The organism is Halomarina salina (assembly GCF_023074835.1).
GTDB lineage: Archaea > Halobacteriota > Halobacteria > Halobacteriales > Haloarculaceae > Halomarina > Halomarina salina.
The window spans coordinates 344,705-360,096 of sequence record NZ_JALLGW010000001.1; the positions used below are offsets into that span (position 1 = coordinate 344,705).

Consider the following 15,392-nt stretch of genomic DNA (forward strand, 5'->3'; position numbering starts at 1 on the left):
GCTCGGAGGGGCCAGCTCTCGGGGGAGACCAGCTCTCGGTCGAGAGTCGACGGTCGCCGGAACTACCGGAGGGCGTTGTCGACGCGGATGGCACTCGTCTCGTCGGTCTCGTAGGCGGCCATGATGAGGCCGACGACTTCGGGGTTCGACGGTTCGTACCCGAGTTGCTGTTCCATCGTCCGCTTTATCTGTTCGAATCGGTCGCTCTTCGAGCCGTAGAGTTTGATGTGTGACGTCATGAGTTGTCGTTGGGGTCGAACGGGCACGGCCGTCCGTGCGTGTCGTTCGTGGTCGCTCCCGACGGTGGAGACGCGTCGTGACGGCCACCGGAGCCAGTCCGTCGTCGTTCGTCACCGGGAGGGCACCGACCGACCGCCACCAGGACGCATCCCGTTCGACGGTCGTTCGCTGCCACAGTTGCACGAACGACGCCATCCGGTACGAATCGTCGACCTACGTAGTTGGATACGGGAGACCCTACGTCTCTCGGGTGGGTGGGTGTGGTCGGTCGCCGAACGCCGACCGGTTCAGGGGAACGTTCGGTCCGTCAGGGCGGTGTCCCAGTCCCGACCGGCCATCAGGAGGCCGAGCACCTCCGGATTGCTCAGTTCGTAGCCCATCCGCTCGCTCATCTCGGCTTTCAGCTCCTCGAAGCGCCGGGCCTTCGGCCCGTGGAGTTTGATGTGCGTGGTCACGGTCGCTCCGGGTACTGTTCGGTCGCCGCACGGTCGGTCATCCGAGTACCCCACGCTCCAGTGGGTGGGAGGGCACACTCCGGACGCCGAGTATCCGAACGGTGCCGTCGTCGCCACGGGCCACTGTCGCCGGGTGAATCTGTCGTCTTCGTACCATAGCTGGTGTCCGGACACGACTCCGAGCGAGTCGCCGCCGTCCGGCGAATGCGTTGCGGTCCGACGAGTGCGTCGCCGCCGACCGTGTCCGTGTTCGCGGGACGACGCGACGACCGGGCGTAAAACCCGGTCGAAGCTTCGCCGGGTATCGCGGGGGAAGGGGACCATCTGACCCCCGTATCCCCGGAACGCCGAAGAGCACCCCGCAGGCTCCAGCCACGCGGGGCGACGGCGGGCACTCCGACGTAATAAGCGAGTCGAGAAGTCACCGTGCGACCGTCTGGCCCCGGTGACCCGCCCCACGCGTCGGTAGGCCCGTCGAATCCGTACCGTAACTGCCAGCCTACACTGTATTCTAGGGGAATAGGCTACATCGGTTTTACCGCTGCGGACCCTCCTCAGAGCTGTCGAAGAGATTGGACGACGAATCGCCACCAACACGGACACGTCGAGTCGGCAGACCGACCGACGGTCCACGAGACGACCCGACCGCCGGACGCTGCCGGGGCGTGAGCGTCGGAGCGTCCGACGCGCCGCTGGTGGCGTCGGTCGGCACCGAATCGACGACACTCGAGGACCCAGGCATGGCACACGAAGGCCCAACGATCGGTGGGGACGCCAGATGGAGTGGTATCGACGCGGCTGGTAAGGGCGTCGTCGGCGTCGACGAGTCGGGTAGCGTCGCGTTCGTCACGCCCGCCGGGGCGCGACTCCTCGGTCGTCGCGTCGACGACCTCGTCGACAGTCCCCTCCAGGAACTCGTCCGCGACGACGACCCCGACGCCGCACTCTCCCGTCTCCGGGACGCGGCGGCCGAGACCGGCGGAGCGGACGCGCCGGACGAGACGCTGACCGTCCGTCACTGGGACGGTCACGACGTCTCGCTCCGGACGGCCGTCGAGACGGTCAGCGAGAACGGACAGGAGCTTCTCGTCCTCGTCGTCCACGACGTCGAGAACTACCGGTACGACGGTGAACGGACGGGCGACGGTGAGCGACCGAGCGCCCGCGTGCAGGAAGGAGACGGACCCGACGGCGGCCGTGGAGCCGACGACGACGACCACGAGGCCGACGGCGATTCGGCGTACACCGTCGAGATGGTCCGCGGCGTGTTCGACCACCTCAACGACGCGTTGCTCATCACCGACCCGGAACACGACGTGTTCCGGGCGTGCAATCCCCGCGCGTGCGACCTCCTGCAGTACGACGCCGACGACCTGCTGTCGCTCCCGCCAGCGGCCCTCTTCGGCCGCGACGGCGAGTCCTACGCGACGTTCGTCGAGGAGACGTTCGAGCGAGGCGCTGGCTGGACCGACGACCTCACCGTCGAGACGGGCGAAGGGACGGCGCTCCCCGTCGAGGTGTCGGTCGCCGTCGTCGAGTTCGACGGCGACCCCCGGATGCTGTGGAGCCTGCGCGACATCAGCGACCGCCTGGAACGGGAGCAGGAGCTTCGCCAGCGGGTGGTGGCGATGGAGTCGTCCATCGACGGGATGGCCGTCGTCGACGCCGACTGGACGTACCTGTTCGTCAACCCGGCCCACGCCGACCTGTACGGCTACGAGTCGCCCGACCGCCTCGTCGGCCGGTCGTGGTTCGACCTGTGCGACGAGGCTACCAGACGGCAGTACGAACGGGAGATACTCCCATCACTCGACGCGCAGGGCTACTGGCGCGGGGAGAGCGTCGGCCAGCGACGCGACGGTGCGACCTTCGAACAGGAACTCTCGCTGGCCACCGTCGGCGACGGCGACGTCGTCGGGGTGGTGCGCGACATCAGCGACCGCAAGGCGGCCGAGCGACTCCTGCGCGCGCTCAACCAGCAGAGCCGCGACCTCCTGCGAGCGACGACCGAACGGGACATCGCCCAGCGCGGCGTCGAGGCCGTCGAGGACATCATCGGGTTCGACATCAGCTGTATCCGGCTGTTCGACCCGGAGTCGAACGCGTTCGACATCGTCGCCCAGACCGACCGCGCCGAGGAGTTGATCCGGTCGCGACCGGTGTTCAACCTGCGCTCGACGTACGCGGGACGGGCGTTCAGACGCGGCGAGACCGTCCAGAAGGTGGAACCGGACGGTCCGGACACGCCGTACGGCGACGACGCCATCGAGACGGGGGTGCACGTCCCACTCGGCGAGTACGGCGTGCTGACCGTGCTCACGACGGTCGGGCAGACCATCGACGAGCGGGACGTCTCGCTGATCGAACTGCTCGCGTCGGACGTCACGATGGTGCTCGAACACACCCGGCGCGAGCGACTGGTCAGCGACCACGAACGCGACCTGCTCATTCAGCGCGACCGCCTCCGTACCCTCGACCAGATCAACGCCGTCATCCGCGAAATCGTCCAGCGACTGCCGCGAGCGACGGCCCACCGGGAGGTCGGTGAGGTCGTCTGCCGGTGCCTGCTGGCCTCCGAACTCTACCAGGACGCCTGGATCGTCGAGTCGGACCCCGGTACCGGCGTCGTCGCGACCGAGAGCGTCGACGGGGACGACACCTGGTCGGCCGGCGAGTCGACGCGACCCGACGCCGTAACGACGGCCATCGAGACCGGCGTGATACAGGTGACGCGTCAGTACACCGTCACGGGGACCGACGCGGAGTGCGAGGACGACCCGACCACCTTCGAGGCCAGCATCGCCGTCCCGATTCGCCACGGCGGGCGCGTCGAGGAGGTGCTCGTCGTCAGCACCGACCGCCGAGACGCCTTCACCGAGTCCGAACAGGCCGAGTTCGAACTGCTCGGCGACACCATCGAGTTCGTCGTGCGCTCGCTCACGACCAAGAACCTCCTGATAGCGGACAGCGTCGTCGAACTCGGCATCGAGGTCGCGGCGGGAGACGACGTCTTCCTCGACCTCTCGTCCCGGTTCGACTGTCGCTGCGTCGTCGAGGACGCCGTCCCGCTCCGAGAGGGTCGCCTCCTGCAGTACGCCACCGTCGAGGGCGCGCCGCCCGAGGAGGTGTTCGACCGGGCGGGGGAGACCGACAGCGTCGAGACCCGGCGTATCCTCGACCAGACCGACGACACGACCGTACTCGAACTCGTCGTCACCGAGTCGCCGATTCACGACCTCGTCGACCTCGGCGCACACGTCCGGTCGTTCTCTGCGGAGGGGGGCACGGCTCGTCTGGTCATGGAAGCGCCCGCCGACGTCAACGTCAGGGGCCTCCTGGACGTGTTCCGGCGTCGGTACGACCACGCCGAACTGGTGGCCAGGCGAGAGACCGGTCACCGGGTGGCACCGGGCGTCCAGTCGGTCAACGCCGCGGACCGGTTCCTGACCGAGCGCCAGCGGACGGCCATCAGAGCCGCCTACGCGGCCGGCTACTACGACTGGCCGCGCAAGAGCACGGCCGAGCAGGTCGCCGAGTCGCTCGACATCACCTCGGCGACGCTCCACCAGCACCTCAGGAAGGCCGAGGAGAAACTCCTCCACGCGTACCTCGGCGACACCATCTACGTCCCGACTCGACCGGCCGAGGGAAACGACTCGTGACTGGCCGAGATGGACGCGTCTCTGACTGGCACGGAGAGCGTTCCAGCCGAGTCGTCGTTCGCGATTCACCGTCGCTCCCGACGAGGAAGGCCGCGACCGGCACGCACCCCGAGCGCGCCCTAGCTGTCGTGAGCGTGCGGGCACTAGCTACCATGGCACGCCGACCTTGGCACCACCGCGCCTCGGTACGGTCGTGAGGTAGACAGATGTACGTTGAGGCACGGGGGACGAGCGGTTCGACGGACCGAGCATCGGCGGCGCGTCGAGGTGGTCGCTCGCAGTCCCCGGGCAACCGAGGCGGGCTGGTGAACGAGCGAGGGTCGCCGTGAACAGAGTCGACGGCGGAGCGAACCGCGACGCGTCGACCTACGACCCGGTCGAACTGCAGTACACCGCGACCGTCCGTGACGGGAGTGGGCTGGTCATCGTCGACCTGAACGACCTCCGCGCCTGGATTCGCTCGACGACGTCCGCCGACCTCTCGGAGATGCTCTGATGGGACGGAGCGGGGACGTGTCGCGACGGGCGACAGCCTCGGAGGCTCCGCCGTGACGGTCTACAAACGCTGTCCGTTCTGCGACGAACTGTTCGCGATCGGCGCGGAGGACGACGCCCCGATGCGCAGACACATGGAGGACGCCCACGGAGAACTCGGCCGACCACCGTCCCCGCCGGAGACGGCCAGTGCCATCTCGTTCCAGGACGTTCGGCGCGCGCTCGAAGACGAGGCGTCGCCGCGGGGCGTCCTGCTCGCGTGCGTCTTCAAACGCGACGTGCTCACGGAGGTGTTCGGCCAGTGGTACGGCGTGCCCGAATCGGCGGTCGAGGCGCAGTTCGACCTGCTGGAGGCCGACCTCTTCGAAGAGGCAGCGAGGTCGGACGACGAGTCGTTCTGACGCCCGCTCCCCTCGTCGCTGTCGACGCTCCTCGTCGCTGTCGGCCGCCCGTACTCAGGTCGCGATGCCGAGCGCGGCGGCGACGTCGACGACGCCCTGTCCCTGTTCGTCCTCGTCGAGCCCGACGTCGGTCGCCGTCTCCCCGAGTCGTGCCCGCACCTCGTCGCTCGAACACCCCTCGGCCATCAACAGGGCGGCCGCACCGGCGACGTGCGGTGCCGCCATCGACGTCCCCGAGTGCTCCTCGTACTCGTCGCCGGGGACCGTCGAGAGGACGTCGTCGCCCGGTGCGACGAGTTCGACCTCGGGTCCGGTCAGCGAGAAGTCGGCCAGTTCGCCCTCGTCCGCGAGCGCACCGACCGCGAGGACCGACTCGTGTGCCGCCGGGTAGCGGACGACGGTGTTGTCCTCGCCCACGTCGACGTTCCCCGCCGCACCGACCACCAGCACGCCCGCCTCGGTGGCGTAGCGACAGGCGTCCGCGATGAGGTCGGACGGGTCCTCGTCGCCGAGGCTGAGGTTGGCGACGTGCACCCCGCTGTCGGCGGCGTACTCCAGCCCCGCGGCGATGTCCGCCGACTTCCCCCCGGAGTCGGACCCGACCTTGATGGCGTGGATGGACGCCCCGGGGGCGACCCCTCGAACGCCCTGCTCGTTGTCCGATGCCCCGACGATGCCAGCACAGTGCGTTCCGTGGCCGTCGGTGTCCTGCCACGCCGGGAGGTCGGCCGCGACGTCGGCCGCTCCGCTCTCGTCGTCCTCGCCGTCACCCACCTCGTGGTCGCTCTCGACGAACGCCTTCCCCTCCCCCAGGTTCTCGCGCAGGTCCGGGTGCCTGCTCGCGACGCCCGTGTCGAGGACGGCGACCTTCGCACCCGCGCCGGTCAGGCCGTTCTCGTGGGCCACTCCGGCACCGATTCGCTCGACACCGCTCGGGAGGGTCTGTTCGGCGTCCAGGTCGGCCACGGACGCGGTGTCGAAGAGTCGCTTCTCGGCGTTCGCTTCGACGTACCGGATGTCGGTACGCGCGGCGAGCGGTTCGACGAGACGCTTCGGGAGGCGGAGCGTCACCGCGTCGAAGCCGAACTCGCGGCCGACGGTGGCCGCGTCGCCGAGTGCGGCGTCGAGACCCGCGGGTTCGTCGTAGCCGACGTTCACCTCGACGAGTTCGACGTCACTGGTCGTCACCCAGCCACCGACGCCGAGTGCGAGACCGCTGCCTGCCGCCCCGACTCCCGTCAGGAACCGCCGTCGGTCCATAGCCGTCGCTGCTGGTGTCTGATTCGTGGTCATGGTAGGTCGCGTTCCGTCGCCCGGTGGGGCGTACCGGAACGATACCGAACGTCGTCTATAAACCTTCCCATACACCAACTGATAACCAGACATCCGTTATCCTAATCAGCTATTCCACAGAACAATTTACGGAATCGACCGTCATCGGCGGCCGAACGTCTCGCCGGTAACATCCGGAATCGGGACGGAGCGAGCAGCGCCGATCCTCGTGAGAACACCGTTTTACGTGCCCCTGTTCCGATACGTCCGGCGACCAGTGAAGTCGGCTGAAGCGTCCTGTCAGTAGACGGCCCCGTTAACCGGCGCTTGACCACCGCGTCGCACGACCACGGGCGGCGGAGCGTCGCGCTGGACGGACCGACTCGGCTCGCAGTCACTGTCCACGTGGTAGTCGTCGCGCGCTCGCGAACGTCGGCGCGAGCGTCATCGACCTCAGGCGCGAGCGACATCGACCGCGGGAGGGAACCTACGTGCGTAGCGCGTCGCCACGCTAGGGAGGTAGGTCGTCGGTTCTTCGAACCGCTCCCCCTCTCTCGGCCCGATGACACAGAATCGTCGTGTGGGCGTCGCAGTCCTCGTGTGCGTCCTGCTCACACTGGCAGTCGTCGGACTCGTCAGCGGCGGGGCACCCCCGCTGCTGGGCGGGTCGACCGAGGCCGACGTGGCGGCCGACCGGACCGCGGAAACCGCAGAGCCGACGGACTCCGAGGAGTCAGCGAGGGCGACGTCGCTCGAGAACGTGGTCCGGGAGGACGCCTCGCCCGAGGAGGTGGTCGACGCGTACAACGAACTGGTCGACCGCGCTCCGGCGGTCATCGACGAGCGGTTCGCCGACGACCCGGACCTGCGCGAGGTAGCGCACCTCGCGTACGAGCTGGCGACGGACCGGCTCGCAGACCAGGTCGTCGAACTCCGCGTGACGACCGACGACGGCGAGGTCCAGACTTACACCGTCGTCACGGACGAGGCGGCACACGTCGTCGACTACGACGTCGGACCGACCGACGACGAGACGATACGCGTAGCGTCGGACGAGGCGACGCTCGGGACCATCGCGACGGCCGAGGACCCGGTCTCGGCGGTCGTCGACGCCCACGAACGGGGCGACCTCTCGGTCGAACACGTCGGTCCCGACGGGGAGTTCGCGGGCGACGGTATCGGTATCGTCGGCGAGACGGCCGGAATCGCCGCACCCTGAGTGACGGCCCGACTCGCCTTCAGGCACCCCACGTGAACCGCGAGTCGAGTGCGTAGCGGTAGAGCCCGCTGACGACGATGGCGACGCCGTTGGCGAGGAGGTAGAGCACGCCGGTCCACTCGACGAGGACGAACAGCACGCTCAACTGGATGGGTATCGCACTGCCGCGGACGACGTTCGTCGTGAGCAGTCCCCGGAGGAACGCCCGGCGGCCGTCGTTCCGGCGTTCCCGAAACGTCCACGCGTTGTTCAGGACGTACTGGAAGACGATGGTTATCTCGATGGCCACCGTCGCGCCGACGAGGTAGTTGAGACCGGCCCACTCGACGAACAGCGAGAGGAGCACCGTCTGAACGGCCGCGGCCACGGCTCCGACGACGACGAACCGGCGGAGTCGAACGGCGAGCGGCCGACCGAGCACCTGCTGGACGTACTCCGTTCCCATCTACCGCGACGTGAGCGAGCGGTCGGGGGTCGGGACACCGGTCGGGCGACGCCGTTCGTGGGAGACCACGGCGCTCTGGCCGCGACGACGGGAGCTTCGAGACACAGTCACCCGTCGAGATAGGCGACCGGCTCGTCTCAACCTTGCGGTCGGCGAACGTGGCGGTCGCTCGGTCGTGACGGCGTCGTCACTCGAAGCGGGCGGGTGCCGGAGAAGCGTCGTCGGTAGGCGAGCGTGAGTGATCTACAGCGCCTGCTCGAAGAGGTCCTGGTTGGGACAGACGAAGACGCCGTCGTCCGTGTCGTCGAGGTCGACGAAGCCGGCGTCGGCGAGCATCGGGAGGTGGTTGTGGTAGAGCGTGACGAGGACGCGGTCGAACTTCTCCTCATCGAACGCAGACCAGTCACCGTCGAGTTCCTCGGCGACGACCCACTCGGCGACACGGTCGAGTTCGAAGACGCCCTCGCGGGACTCCAGCACGTTGAGGAGAGCGCGACGACGGGAGTTCGAGAGGATACGACCGACGAAGTCCTGAGACGGCTGCGTCGATTCGGCGGCGGTGAGCGACCGGGCGGCAATCTGCGATGACATTCTGATTTCCCTATCCGTCCATTCACGCGTTCGAACATATGGTCACTCCCTAAAGAGATTGGCCCGAGCGTCAGACGACTCCGCAAACCGCCCGGATAGAGCCACAGACCCGCCATTTCGAGCGTTTCGAGAACGGAGCCGAACCGGACGTAGCCGGTTCGAGTGCCCGACCGAGCGAGAATCCTGACGTTAGACAGGAACGAACTGTCGTTGAAACAAGGGCGGAACATCTATACGAGAGTCGGAAATCGGTGGGGGTATGCAGGAGGCGCTCGAGCGGGTCTCGACTGGTGTCGCCGGTCTCGACGAAGTGCTGAACGGAGGACTGGTGAAGAATCGAACGTACATGGTCCGCGGCCAACCGGGCGCGGGGAAGAGCATCCTCGGCCTGGAGTTCCTCGTCGCCGGGGCGGACGAGGGCGAGGACGTGATGTACGTGAACATGGAAGAGCCAGAGGCCGAGATTCGGAAGAACGCCGCCTCGCTCGGTATCGACGTCGGCGACGTCGAGTTCCTCGATTTGAGCCCGGACTCGGAGTTCTTCTCGGAGGACCTGAGCTACGACATCTTCGCGCCCGAGGAGGTCGAGGACGGGGCGATAACCGACCGAATCTCCGAACGCGTCGAGGAGACGTCGCCCGAGCGCATCTTCGTCGACCCCATCAGCCAACTGCGGCACCTCTCGCCCGACGAGTACCAGTTCCGCAAGGAGGTGCTGTCGTTCATGCAGTTCCTCAAGGAGCAGGGGGCGACGGTGCTGTTCACCTCGCAGGCGACGCCGACCACTCCGGACGACGACCTCCAGTTCATGTGCGACGGCGTCGTCGAACTGGAGCGGACGGAGCAGGGTCGCAGTATCACCGTGCCGAAGTTCCGTGGCTCGCGAACGCTCGACGGCGACCACGTCCTCCGTATCGACCACGGTGGCATCACCGTCTACCCCCGTCTCGCGCCCCAGCAACACGAGAAGTCGTTCGAACTGGAGACGCTCCCCTCGGGGGTCCCGGAACTCGACAGACTGCTCAACGGTGGCATCGAGCGTGGCACCGTCACCATCGTCACCGGGTCGCCCGGCGTCGGCAAGACGACGACCGGCGTCCAGTTCATGAAGGAGGCGGCCGGCCGGGGCGAGCGCTCGGTCGTCTACTCCTTCGAGGAGGCGAAGAACACGCTCGTCCACCGCTGTGAGTCCATCAACATCCCAGTCGAGACGATGATGGACAAGGGGACGCTCGCCATCGAGGAGGTGGAGGCGCTCCAGCTCTCGGCGACCGAGTTCGCCCACATGGTCCGACAGGAGGTCGAGGAGAACGACACGAGCATCGTCATGATAGACGGCGTCGAGGGGTACAAACAGGCGCTCCGCGACGGGGACGACGAACTCGCGCGGGAGCTCCACTCGGTCTGTCGCTACCTGAAGAACATGGGCGTGACGGTCATCCTGATGAACGAGATTCCGACCGTCGTCGGCGAGTTCCAGTTGACGCAGGCCGGCCTGTCGTACCTCTCGGACAGCATCGTGTTCATCCAGCACATCGAGATGAACTCCCGGATGCGGAAGGTCATCGGCGTGCTCAAGAAGCGCACCAGCGACTTCGAGCGCAACGTCCGCGAGTTCCGCATCACCGAGTACGGCGTCGACATCGGCGAACCGCTCGACGGCCTGACCGGAATCCTGACCGGTAACCCGACGTTCGAGCACACGTCCGGATTCCCCGACGAGCCCAACTCCCGGCGACGCGCCCGTGAGAACACCCGCGACATGTTCGGTACCGACGACCGGGACAGTGCCCGTCGAGACGTCGACAGACACGCCGACTACCCGACCGACGAGAGCGGCAGGGACCACCCGTGACTCGTCCACGGTCCGGTAGCCGTTCGGGGCGTCCGCCCCGTCCGCGACCGGACGATGGGGGCAGGCCACTGTGAGCCGTATCCTGTTGTTCACCGAGGCCGACGAGAACCGGCGGCTGCTCGCCGACTGGCTGTCCACCGAGTACGACGTCGCCACCGGCGACGACGCCAGCGCGCTCGACCACGAGTTCGACCTCGCGCTCGTCGACCGGACGATGTTCGGGCGGTACGAGGACGAACTGATGGAGCGCAAGCAGGACGAACGACCGGTGTTGCTCCCCTTCCTGTTCGTCATCTCCCAGCGCGAACTCGACCGACTTGGACCGGACCTCTGGCAACGCATCGACGCCGTCGTCCGCAACCGCGTCGACGAACTCATCACCGCACCCATCAAGAAGGCCGAACTGAAGGCGCGCATCGACAACCTGCTCAACTCGCGGGGGCTCTCCGTCCAGTTGCGCGACCAGCGCGAGCAGTACCGTCGGCTCCTGAGCGTCGCCCCCGAGACCATCACCACCGTCGACTCGGAGGGGACCATCAGCTACCTCAACGCGCGTGGTGCGGAGTTGTTCGGCGTGGACGACCCGGCGGACCTCTACGGCGAGTCGCTGTTCGAGTTCCTCCCCGAGGACGACTGTGCGGAACTGGCGGCGCTCATCGACGCCGCGATGGACGGGGAGCCGGAAGACGAGGACAGCGAGTTCACCGACGCCCGCTTCCAGCGCGACGGGGAGACGCGCTACGTCGAGGTGGGAGCGACGCCCATCACCTACGACGGCGAGCAGGCGGTCCAGCTCGTGATTCGAGACGTCACCGAGCGTCGTCAGCGCGAGCGCCAGATCGAGCGCCAGCGTGACGCGCTCCGGACGCTCGACCGACTGAACGAGGTCATCCGGAGCATCGACCAGTCGCTCGTCCGGGCCTCGACCCGCGGGGACATCGAGCAGGCGGTCTGCGACCGACTCGTCGAGGTCGACCGCTACGTCGCGGCGTGGATCGGCACCGACAGCGCGACGAGTCGTGACGTGACTCCGCGGGCGACCGCGGGCGCCCTCGACGACTACCTCGACGCCGTCACCATCAGCGCGAGCGAGACGAGCGACCCCGCCGGTCGGACCGTCGCGAGCGGCGAGGCGACGCTCGACGACGACGTGACCGCGGCCGGGAACGAGGGCGTCGACCCGGGAGACGAACCGTGGCGTGACGCGGCCGTCGACGCCGGGTTCGCCTCGGCCATCGCCGTCCCTATCGTCTACGAGGACACCCGCTACGGCGCGCTCGCCATCTACTCCGACCAGCAGGACGCGTTCGCGGCGGCAGACGAGGTGGCCGTGCTCCGGGAGCTGGGCGAGACCATCGGCCACGCCATCACCGCGGCCGAGAGCAAGCGGGCGCTGCTGACCGACCGCATCGCGGAACTGGAGTTCGACGTCCAGATGCCCGAGTCGTTCCTCGCGCGGGTGTCTGAGGCCGTCGACGGCTCGTTCGAGTTCGCCGGGATGGTGTCGACGACCGACGGGTCGTATCTGGAGTACTACTCCGCTCCCGTCTCCGACCCCGGGGCGGTCCTCGACGAACGCGCCGACGGCGACGCCGTCGAGCACCTGCGACACGTCGGCGACCACGGCGGCGAGGCGCTGTTCGAGGTGGTCTTCTCGGACGACCACGTCGTGCAGGCGGTCGGGTCGCTCGGCGGACGCACCACGGGTCTCTCGGTCGAGGACGGCGTCTACCGCGTCACCGCCGAGTTCCCCTACGACGTGGACCGCCACGCCATCGCCGACGCGCTGGCCGCGAAGTTCGACGCGGCGACGCTCCGCGCCCAGCGCGAGACCGAACGCGAACTGAGTTCGCGCCAGGAGGTCTGGGAGACGTTCCGCGACCACCTCACCGACAAGCAGTGGAGCGTCATCCAGACCGCCTTCTACGCGGGGTTCTTCGAGTGGCCGCGCGCCAGCACGGGCGAGGAGGTCGCGGAGTCGCTCGGCATCTCCCCGCCGACGTTCCACGAGCACCTCCGGGCCGCCCAGCAGAAACTGCTCGAAGCGCTGCTGGACGGCTGAGTCCTGGGACCGTTCGTCCTCGCACGGCGAAAATTTGGTGTCGGTCCGACCGCCAGTGAGTCCGTGAACGAGCCCTCCGCCCGGCCGACCGACCGCGACTCGTCCACGAGCGACGACTCGTTCGCTCGGCTGCTCCTCCTGTTCGTCCTCGTCGGGGGCCCACTGGTCGGGGTCGGGGTCGGTCTCGCCGACGCCGCGCCGACGACGTTCGGCCTCTCGGTCGTGGGGACCGGCTGCCTGGTCGGGACGCTCGCGTTCTGTGCGCTCTGGGTCGGCGGGTTCCGACCGTCGCGGGCCAGCGCACTCTCCTTCTTCCTCGCCGTCCCGCTCGTCGACCTCCTCTTCCTCCCCGCCGTCGTGGTCGCGTCGCCCGGACTGGGTTCGTGGTCGCCGGTCCTGTTCCGGGTGCTCTCGGTCGGCGTCGCCGCCGCGCTCGTGTTCGGCGGGCTGGGACGACGCGGGGTGAGGTGGGCGTACCGCCGCTTCCGGGCGCTACTGAAGCTCCCGTCGGATGGCGAGAGGGAGGGGCGTCGCTGACTGCGTCGCGCGTCGCCTACGCCATCACCGCTCGCATCGTCGCGCGCTCCTGTTCGGGGGACATCCCCTCGACGAGACCGACGCGGACGGCGTCGACGCCGTCGATGGACCCGAACGCGTCGAGTTTCGCGCGGACCTGCTCGGGCGTCCCACACGCCGCCAGCGAGTCGAGCAGGTCGTCGGGGAGGGCGGCGGCCATCGCGTCGGTGTCCCGGTCCTCCCACGCCGCTCGAATCTCCTCGACCACGTCCTCGTAGCCCTGCTCGGCGACCGACTGGCCGTAGAACGGGCCGTACGCGCCCAGCAGGAACGCGACCATCGACCGGGTCGCCTCGCGGGCAGTAGCCGGGTCGTCCTCGCTGGCGAAACACCGTATCAGGGGTGCGACGCGCACGTCGTCCGTCGAGCGGTTCCCCAGGTCGGCGCCGCGTTCGAGGTCCTCCAGCCGGTCCGCGAGGCCGTCTGGCGTGAACAGCTGCGGGACCCACCCGTCGGCGAACCGCCCCGCGAGTTCGACGGCCTTCGGGCCGAGCGCCGCCACGTCGATGGGCGGCGGGTCGTCGGGGACGGGGCGGTCGTACGAGAGGCCCCCGAGGTCGAACACGTCGCCGTCGTAGCTCACGCGGCCCCCGTCGTACACCTCGTGGACGATGTCGACGGTCTCGCGGAGGCGACGGAGCGGCCGGTCGAACGCCGCGCCGTGCCAGCGTTCGGCGATGGCGGGCGAACTCGTGCCGAGACCGAGGCGGAACCGCCCGCCGGTCGCCTCGTGCATCGTGAGCGCGGTCTGGGCGAGTACCGTCGGTGCGCGGCCGTACGGCGAGAGCACGTCCGTCGAGACGCCGATACTGTCGGTCCGTTCGCCGACGACGGTGAACGTCGTCACCATGTCGCGGCCCGTCGTCTCGCCGGCTGAGACGCGGGCGAATCCGAGGTCTTCGGCGAGGCGAGCCTGGTCGGCGACGGCGTCGAGCGAGTCGTGTGCCGACACTCGAACGACGAGGTCGTGTGGGACGGCCATGCGCCGGGCCACGAAGCGCTCGACGGTAACTGTTGGCACGGAGTCGGGAGGGCGCTGCTCGCGCCGACACCTCGACGGAAGGCGCTTTCCCGCTGGCCGCACAGTCCCGACCATGGGACAGCGAGCGTTCTCGCCGGGGAGCGTCACGACCGTCTTCGCGCCGAGCGACGACCACGATGGCTCGCTCGGCGTCAGTTTCGCCGTCGCCGACGGCGTCACCGCCACCGTCGAGTCGACGGACGAGCACGGGAGCAGCGGGACGCAGGTCCGACTTGACGGTGTACGGACGGCCTTCGACCCGGTCGAACGGGCGCTCGACGACCTCGGCGTGGCGGCGGCGGTCGACCTGGAGGCGACGATACCGGTCGGCTGTGGGTTCGGGGCGAGCGGTGCGGCGACGCTGGCGACGACGCTCGCCGCGAACGAGCGGTTCGACCGCGGACTCGCCCGCGAGGACTGCGTCGCCGTCGCTCACCGCGCGGAGGTGGCGGCGGGCACGGGACTCGGCGACGTGTTCGTCCAGCACCGGGGTGGCATCCTCTGGAACGCCGGGGACGGCGTCGAGCGACGGGCGGCCTCGACGCCACTCGAGTACGAGACGTTCGGCGGCATCGCTACCGCGGACGTGCTCGGCGACGAGGCGACGCTCGCACGCATCGACGAGCGTGGCCGCGACGCGCTCGCCGACCTCGACCCGCCGGGGTCGGTCGCGGCGCTGTTCGACCGCTCGTGGACGTTCGCCCGCGAGACCGGTCTCCCGACGGCCGACGTCCGCGACGCCGTCGACCGCTGCGAGGCGGCCGGGGGTCGGGCGACGATGGCGATGGTCGGGGAGACGGTGGTCGCGACCGGTACGGACGGGACGCTGGCCGGCGAGACGAGCGTCACCGCGGACGGCGCGACGCTTCGCCCGCCGACCGACCGATAGCCGGGCCGGAGAGCGGTCGAAACAGTACCGTCGAGCGGACGGTCGGTCAGCGGTGACGGACGGGCGGACACCACCCAGAGAACCGTTTCGGGTACGGGACCGTCCGTCGCTCACCAGCGTCCGGTCGTGCGGACGGTACCGGGCGTCGACCGGACAGGCGGAGCCATCCGGGAGCCATCTCCGGGGTCGATTCGGGCGGCCTGGCGGTT

General features: G+C 68.8%; 14 protein-coding genes. 8 read left to right on the forward strand and 6 right to left on the reverse strand.

The annotated features are described in order from the left end of the window. Nucleotides 1-62 precede the first annotated feature (62 nt). Nucleotides 63-239, reverse strand: a complete 177-nt coding sequence (locus MX571_RS01770) for a hypothetical protein (RefSeq protein ID WP_247413877.1) — start codon at nucleotides 237-239, stop codon at nucleotides 63-65. 288 nt (nucleotides 240-527) lie between these two features. Further along, nucleotides 528-695 carry a hypothetical protein gene (locus MX571_RS01775; RefSeq protein ID WP_247413878.1) on the reverse strand — a complete coding sequence of 56 codons (168 nt, stop codon included), beginning with the start codon at nucleotides 693-695 and terminating at the stop codon, nucleotides 528-530. Nucleotides 696-1,360: 665 nt separating this feature from the next. Here MX571_RS01775 and MX571_RS01780 point away from each other — a divergent pair. From MX571_RS01780 to MX571_RS01790, 3 genes are all read left to right on the forward strand, one after another. Then, complete coding sequence (locus tag MX571_RS01780) at nucleotides 1,361-4,357, forward strand: bacterio-opsin activator domain-containing protein (RefSeq protein ID WP_247413879.1); 2,997 nt, start codon at nucleotides 1,361-1,363, stop codon at nucleotides 4,355-4,357. A 325-nt stretch (nucleotides 4,358-4,682) separates the two neighbouring features. Beyond that, the gene (locus MX571_RS01785; protein ID WP_247413880.1) at nucleotides 4,683-4,853 is read left to right on the forward strand and encodes a hypothetical protein; all 171 of its coding nucleotides are present in this window, start codon (nucleotides 4,683-4,685) and stop codon (nucleotides 4,851-4,853) included. Between the two features lie 52 nt (nucleotides 4,854-4,905). Then, nucleotides 4,906-5,253, forward strand: a complete 348-nt coding sequence (locus tag MX571_RS01790; protein WP_247413881.1) for a hypothetical protein — start codon at nucleotides 4,906-4,908, stop codon at nucleotides 5,251-5,253. Nucleotides 5,254-5,307: 54 nt separating this feature from the next. Here MX571_RS01790 and MX571_RS01795 read toward each other — a convergent pair whose 3' ends face one another. Continuing rightward, nucleotides 5,308-6,513: a S8 family peptidase gene (locus MX571_RS01795; protein ID WP_247413882.1), complete on the reverse strand. Its 1,206-nt coding sequence runs from the start codon at nucleotides 6,511-6,513 to the stop codon at nucleotides 5,308-5,310. Between the two features lie 574 nt (nucleotides 6,514-7,087). On the opposite strand from MX571_RS01795, the gene MX571_RS01800 reads away from it, so the two are divergent. After that, nucleotides 7,088-7,744 carry a hypothetical protein gene (locus MX571_RS01800; RefSeq protein ID WP_247413883.1) on the forward strand — a complete coding sequence of 219 codons (657 nt, stop codon included), beginning with the start codon at nucleotides 7,088-7,090 and terminating at the stop codon, nucleotides 7,742-7,744. Nucleotides 7,745-7,763: 19 nt separating this feature from the next. Here MX571_RS01800 and MX571_RS01805 read toward each other — a convergent pair whose 3' ends face one another. Both MX571_RS01805 and MX571_RS01810 read right to left on the reverse strand, forming a co-directional pair. After that, on the reverse strand, nucleotides 7,764-8,189 hold the full coding sequence (locus tag MX571_RS01805) for a GtrA family protein (protein ID WP_247413884.1): 426 nt from the start codon (nucleotides 8,187-8,189) through the stop codon (nucleotides 7,764-7,766). A gap of 243 nt (nucleotides 8,190-8,432) precedes the next feature. Further along, the gene (locus MX571_RS01810) at nucleotides 8,433-8,780 is read right to left on the reverse strand and encodes a DUF7344 domain-containing protein (protein WP_247413885.1); all 348 of its coding nucleotides are present in this window, start codon (nucleotides 8,778-8,780) and stop codon (nucleotides 8,433-8,435) included. 259 nt (nucleotides 8,781-9,039) lie between these two features. On the opposite strand from MX571_RS01810, the gene MX571_RS01815 reads away from it, so the two are divergent. The 3 genes from MX571_RS01815 to MX571_RS01825 all read left to right on the forward strand — a co-directional run bounded on the left by MX571_RS01815 (nucleotide 9,040) and on the right by MX571_RS01825 (nucleotide 13,234). Continuing rightward, entirely contained in the window at nucleotides 9,040-10,635 is a 1,596-nt protein-coding gene (locus MX571_RS01815; protein WP_247413886.1) for a DUF7125 family protein, read from the forward strand. Nucleotides 10,636-10,705: 70 nt separating this feature from the next. Then, nucleotides 10,706-12,697 (forward strand): bacterio-opsin activator domain-containing protein, encoded by a 1,992-nt coding sequence (locus MX571_RS01820; RefSeq protein WP_247413887.1) that lies wholly within the window; start codon nucleotides 10,706-10,708, stop codon nucleotides 12,695-12,697. A gap of 63 nt (nucleotides 12,698-12,760) precedes the next feature. Then, a complete protein-coding gene (locus MX571_RS01825; RefSeq protein WP_247413888.1) occupies nucleotides 12,761-13,234 on the forward strand; it encodes a hypothetical protein in 474 nt (157 codons plus the stop codon). Between the two features lie 16 nt (nucleotides 13,235-13,250). Here MX571_RS01825 and MX571_RS01830 read toward each other — a convergent pair whose 3' ends face one another. Further along, nucleotides 13,251-14,255 (reverse strand): TIGR04024 family LLM class F420-dependent oxidoreductase, encoded by a 1,005-nt coding sequence (locus MX571_RS01830; protein ID WP_247413889.1) that lies wholly within the window; start codon nucleotides 14,253-14,255, stop codon nucleotides 13,251-13,253. A 112-nt stretch (nucleotides 14,256-14,367) separates the two neighbouring features. On the opposite strand from MX571_RS01830, the gene MX571_RS01835 reads away from it, so the two are divergent. Continuing rightward, on the forward strand, nucleotides 14,368-15,183 hold the full coding sequence (locus MX571_RS01835) for a GHMP family kinase ATP-binding protein (protein WP_247413890.1): 816 nt from the start codon (nucleotides 14,368-14,370) through the stop codon (nucleotides 15,181-15,183). Nucleotides 15,184-15,392 lie beyond the last annotated feature (209 nt).

Coding starts and splice junctions, on each gene's coding strand:
- MX571_RS01835 (WP_247413890.1), top strand. CDS start 14,368: ATGGGACAGCGAGCGTTCTCGCCGGGGAGCGTCACGACCGTCTTCGCG.
- MX571_RS01805 (WP_247413884.1), bottom strand. CDS start 8,189: ATGGGAACGGAGTACGTCCAGCAGGTGCTCGGTCGGCCGCTCGCCGTT.
- MX571_RS01800 (WP_247413883.1), top strand. CDS start 7,088: ATGACACAGAATCGTCGTGTGGGCGTCGCAGTCCTCGTGTGCGTCCTG.
- MX571_RS01795 (WP_247413882.1), bottom strand. CDS start 6,513: ATGGACCGACGGCGGTTCCTGACGGGAGTCGGGGCGGCAGGCAGCGGT.
- MX571_RS01830 (WP_247413889.1), bottom strand. CDS start 14,255: ATGGCCGTCCCACACGACCTCGTCGTTCGAGTGTCGGCACACGACTCG.
- MX571_RS01770 (WP_247413877.1), bottom strand. CDS start 239: ATGACGTCACACATCAAACTCTACGGCTCGAAGAGCGACCGATTCGAA.
- MX571_RS01815 (WP_247413886.1), top strand. CDS start 9,040: ATGCAGGAGGCGCTCGAGCGGGTCTCGACTGGTGTCGCCGGTCTCGAC.
- MX571_RS01810 (WP_247413885.1), bottom strand. CDS start 8,780: ATGTCATCGCAGATTGCCGCCCGGTCGCTCACCGCCGCCGAATCGACG.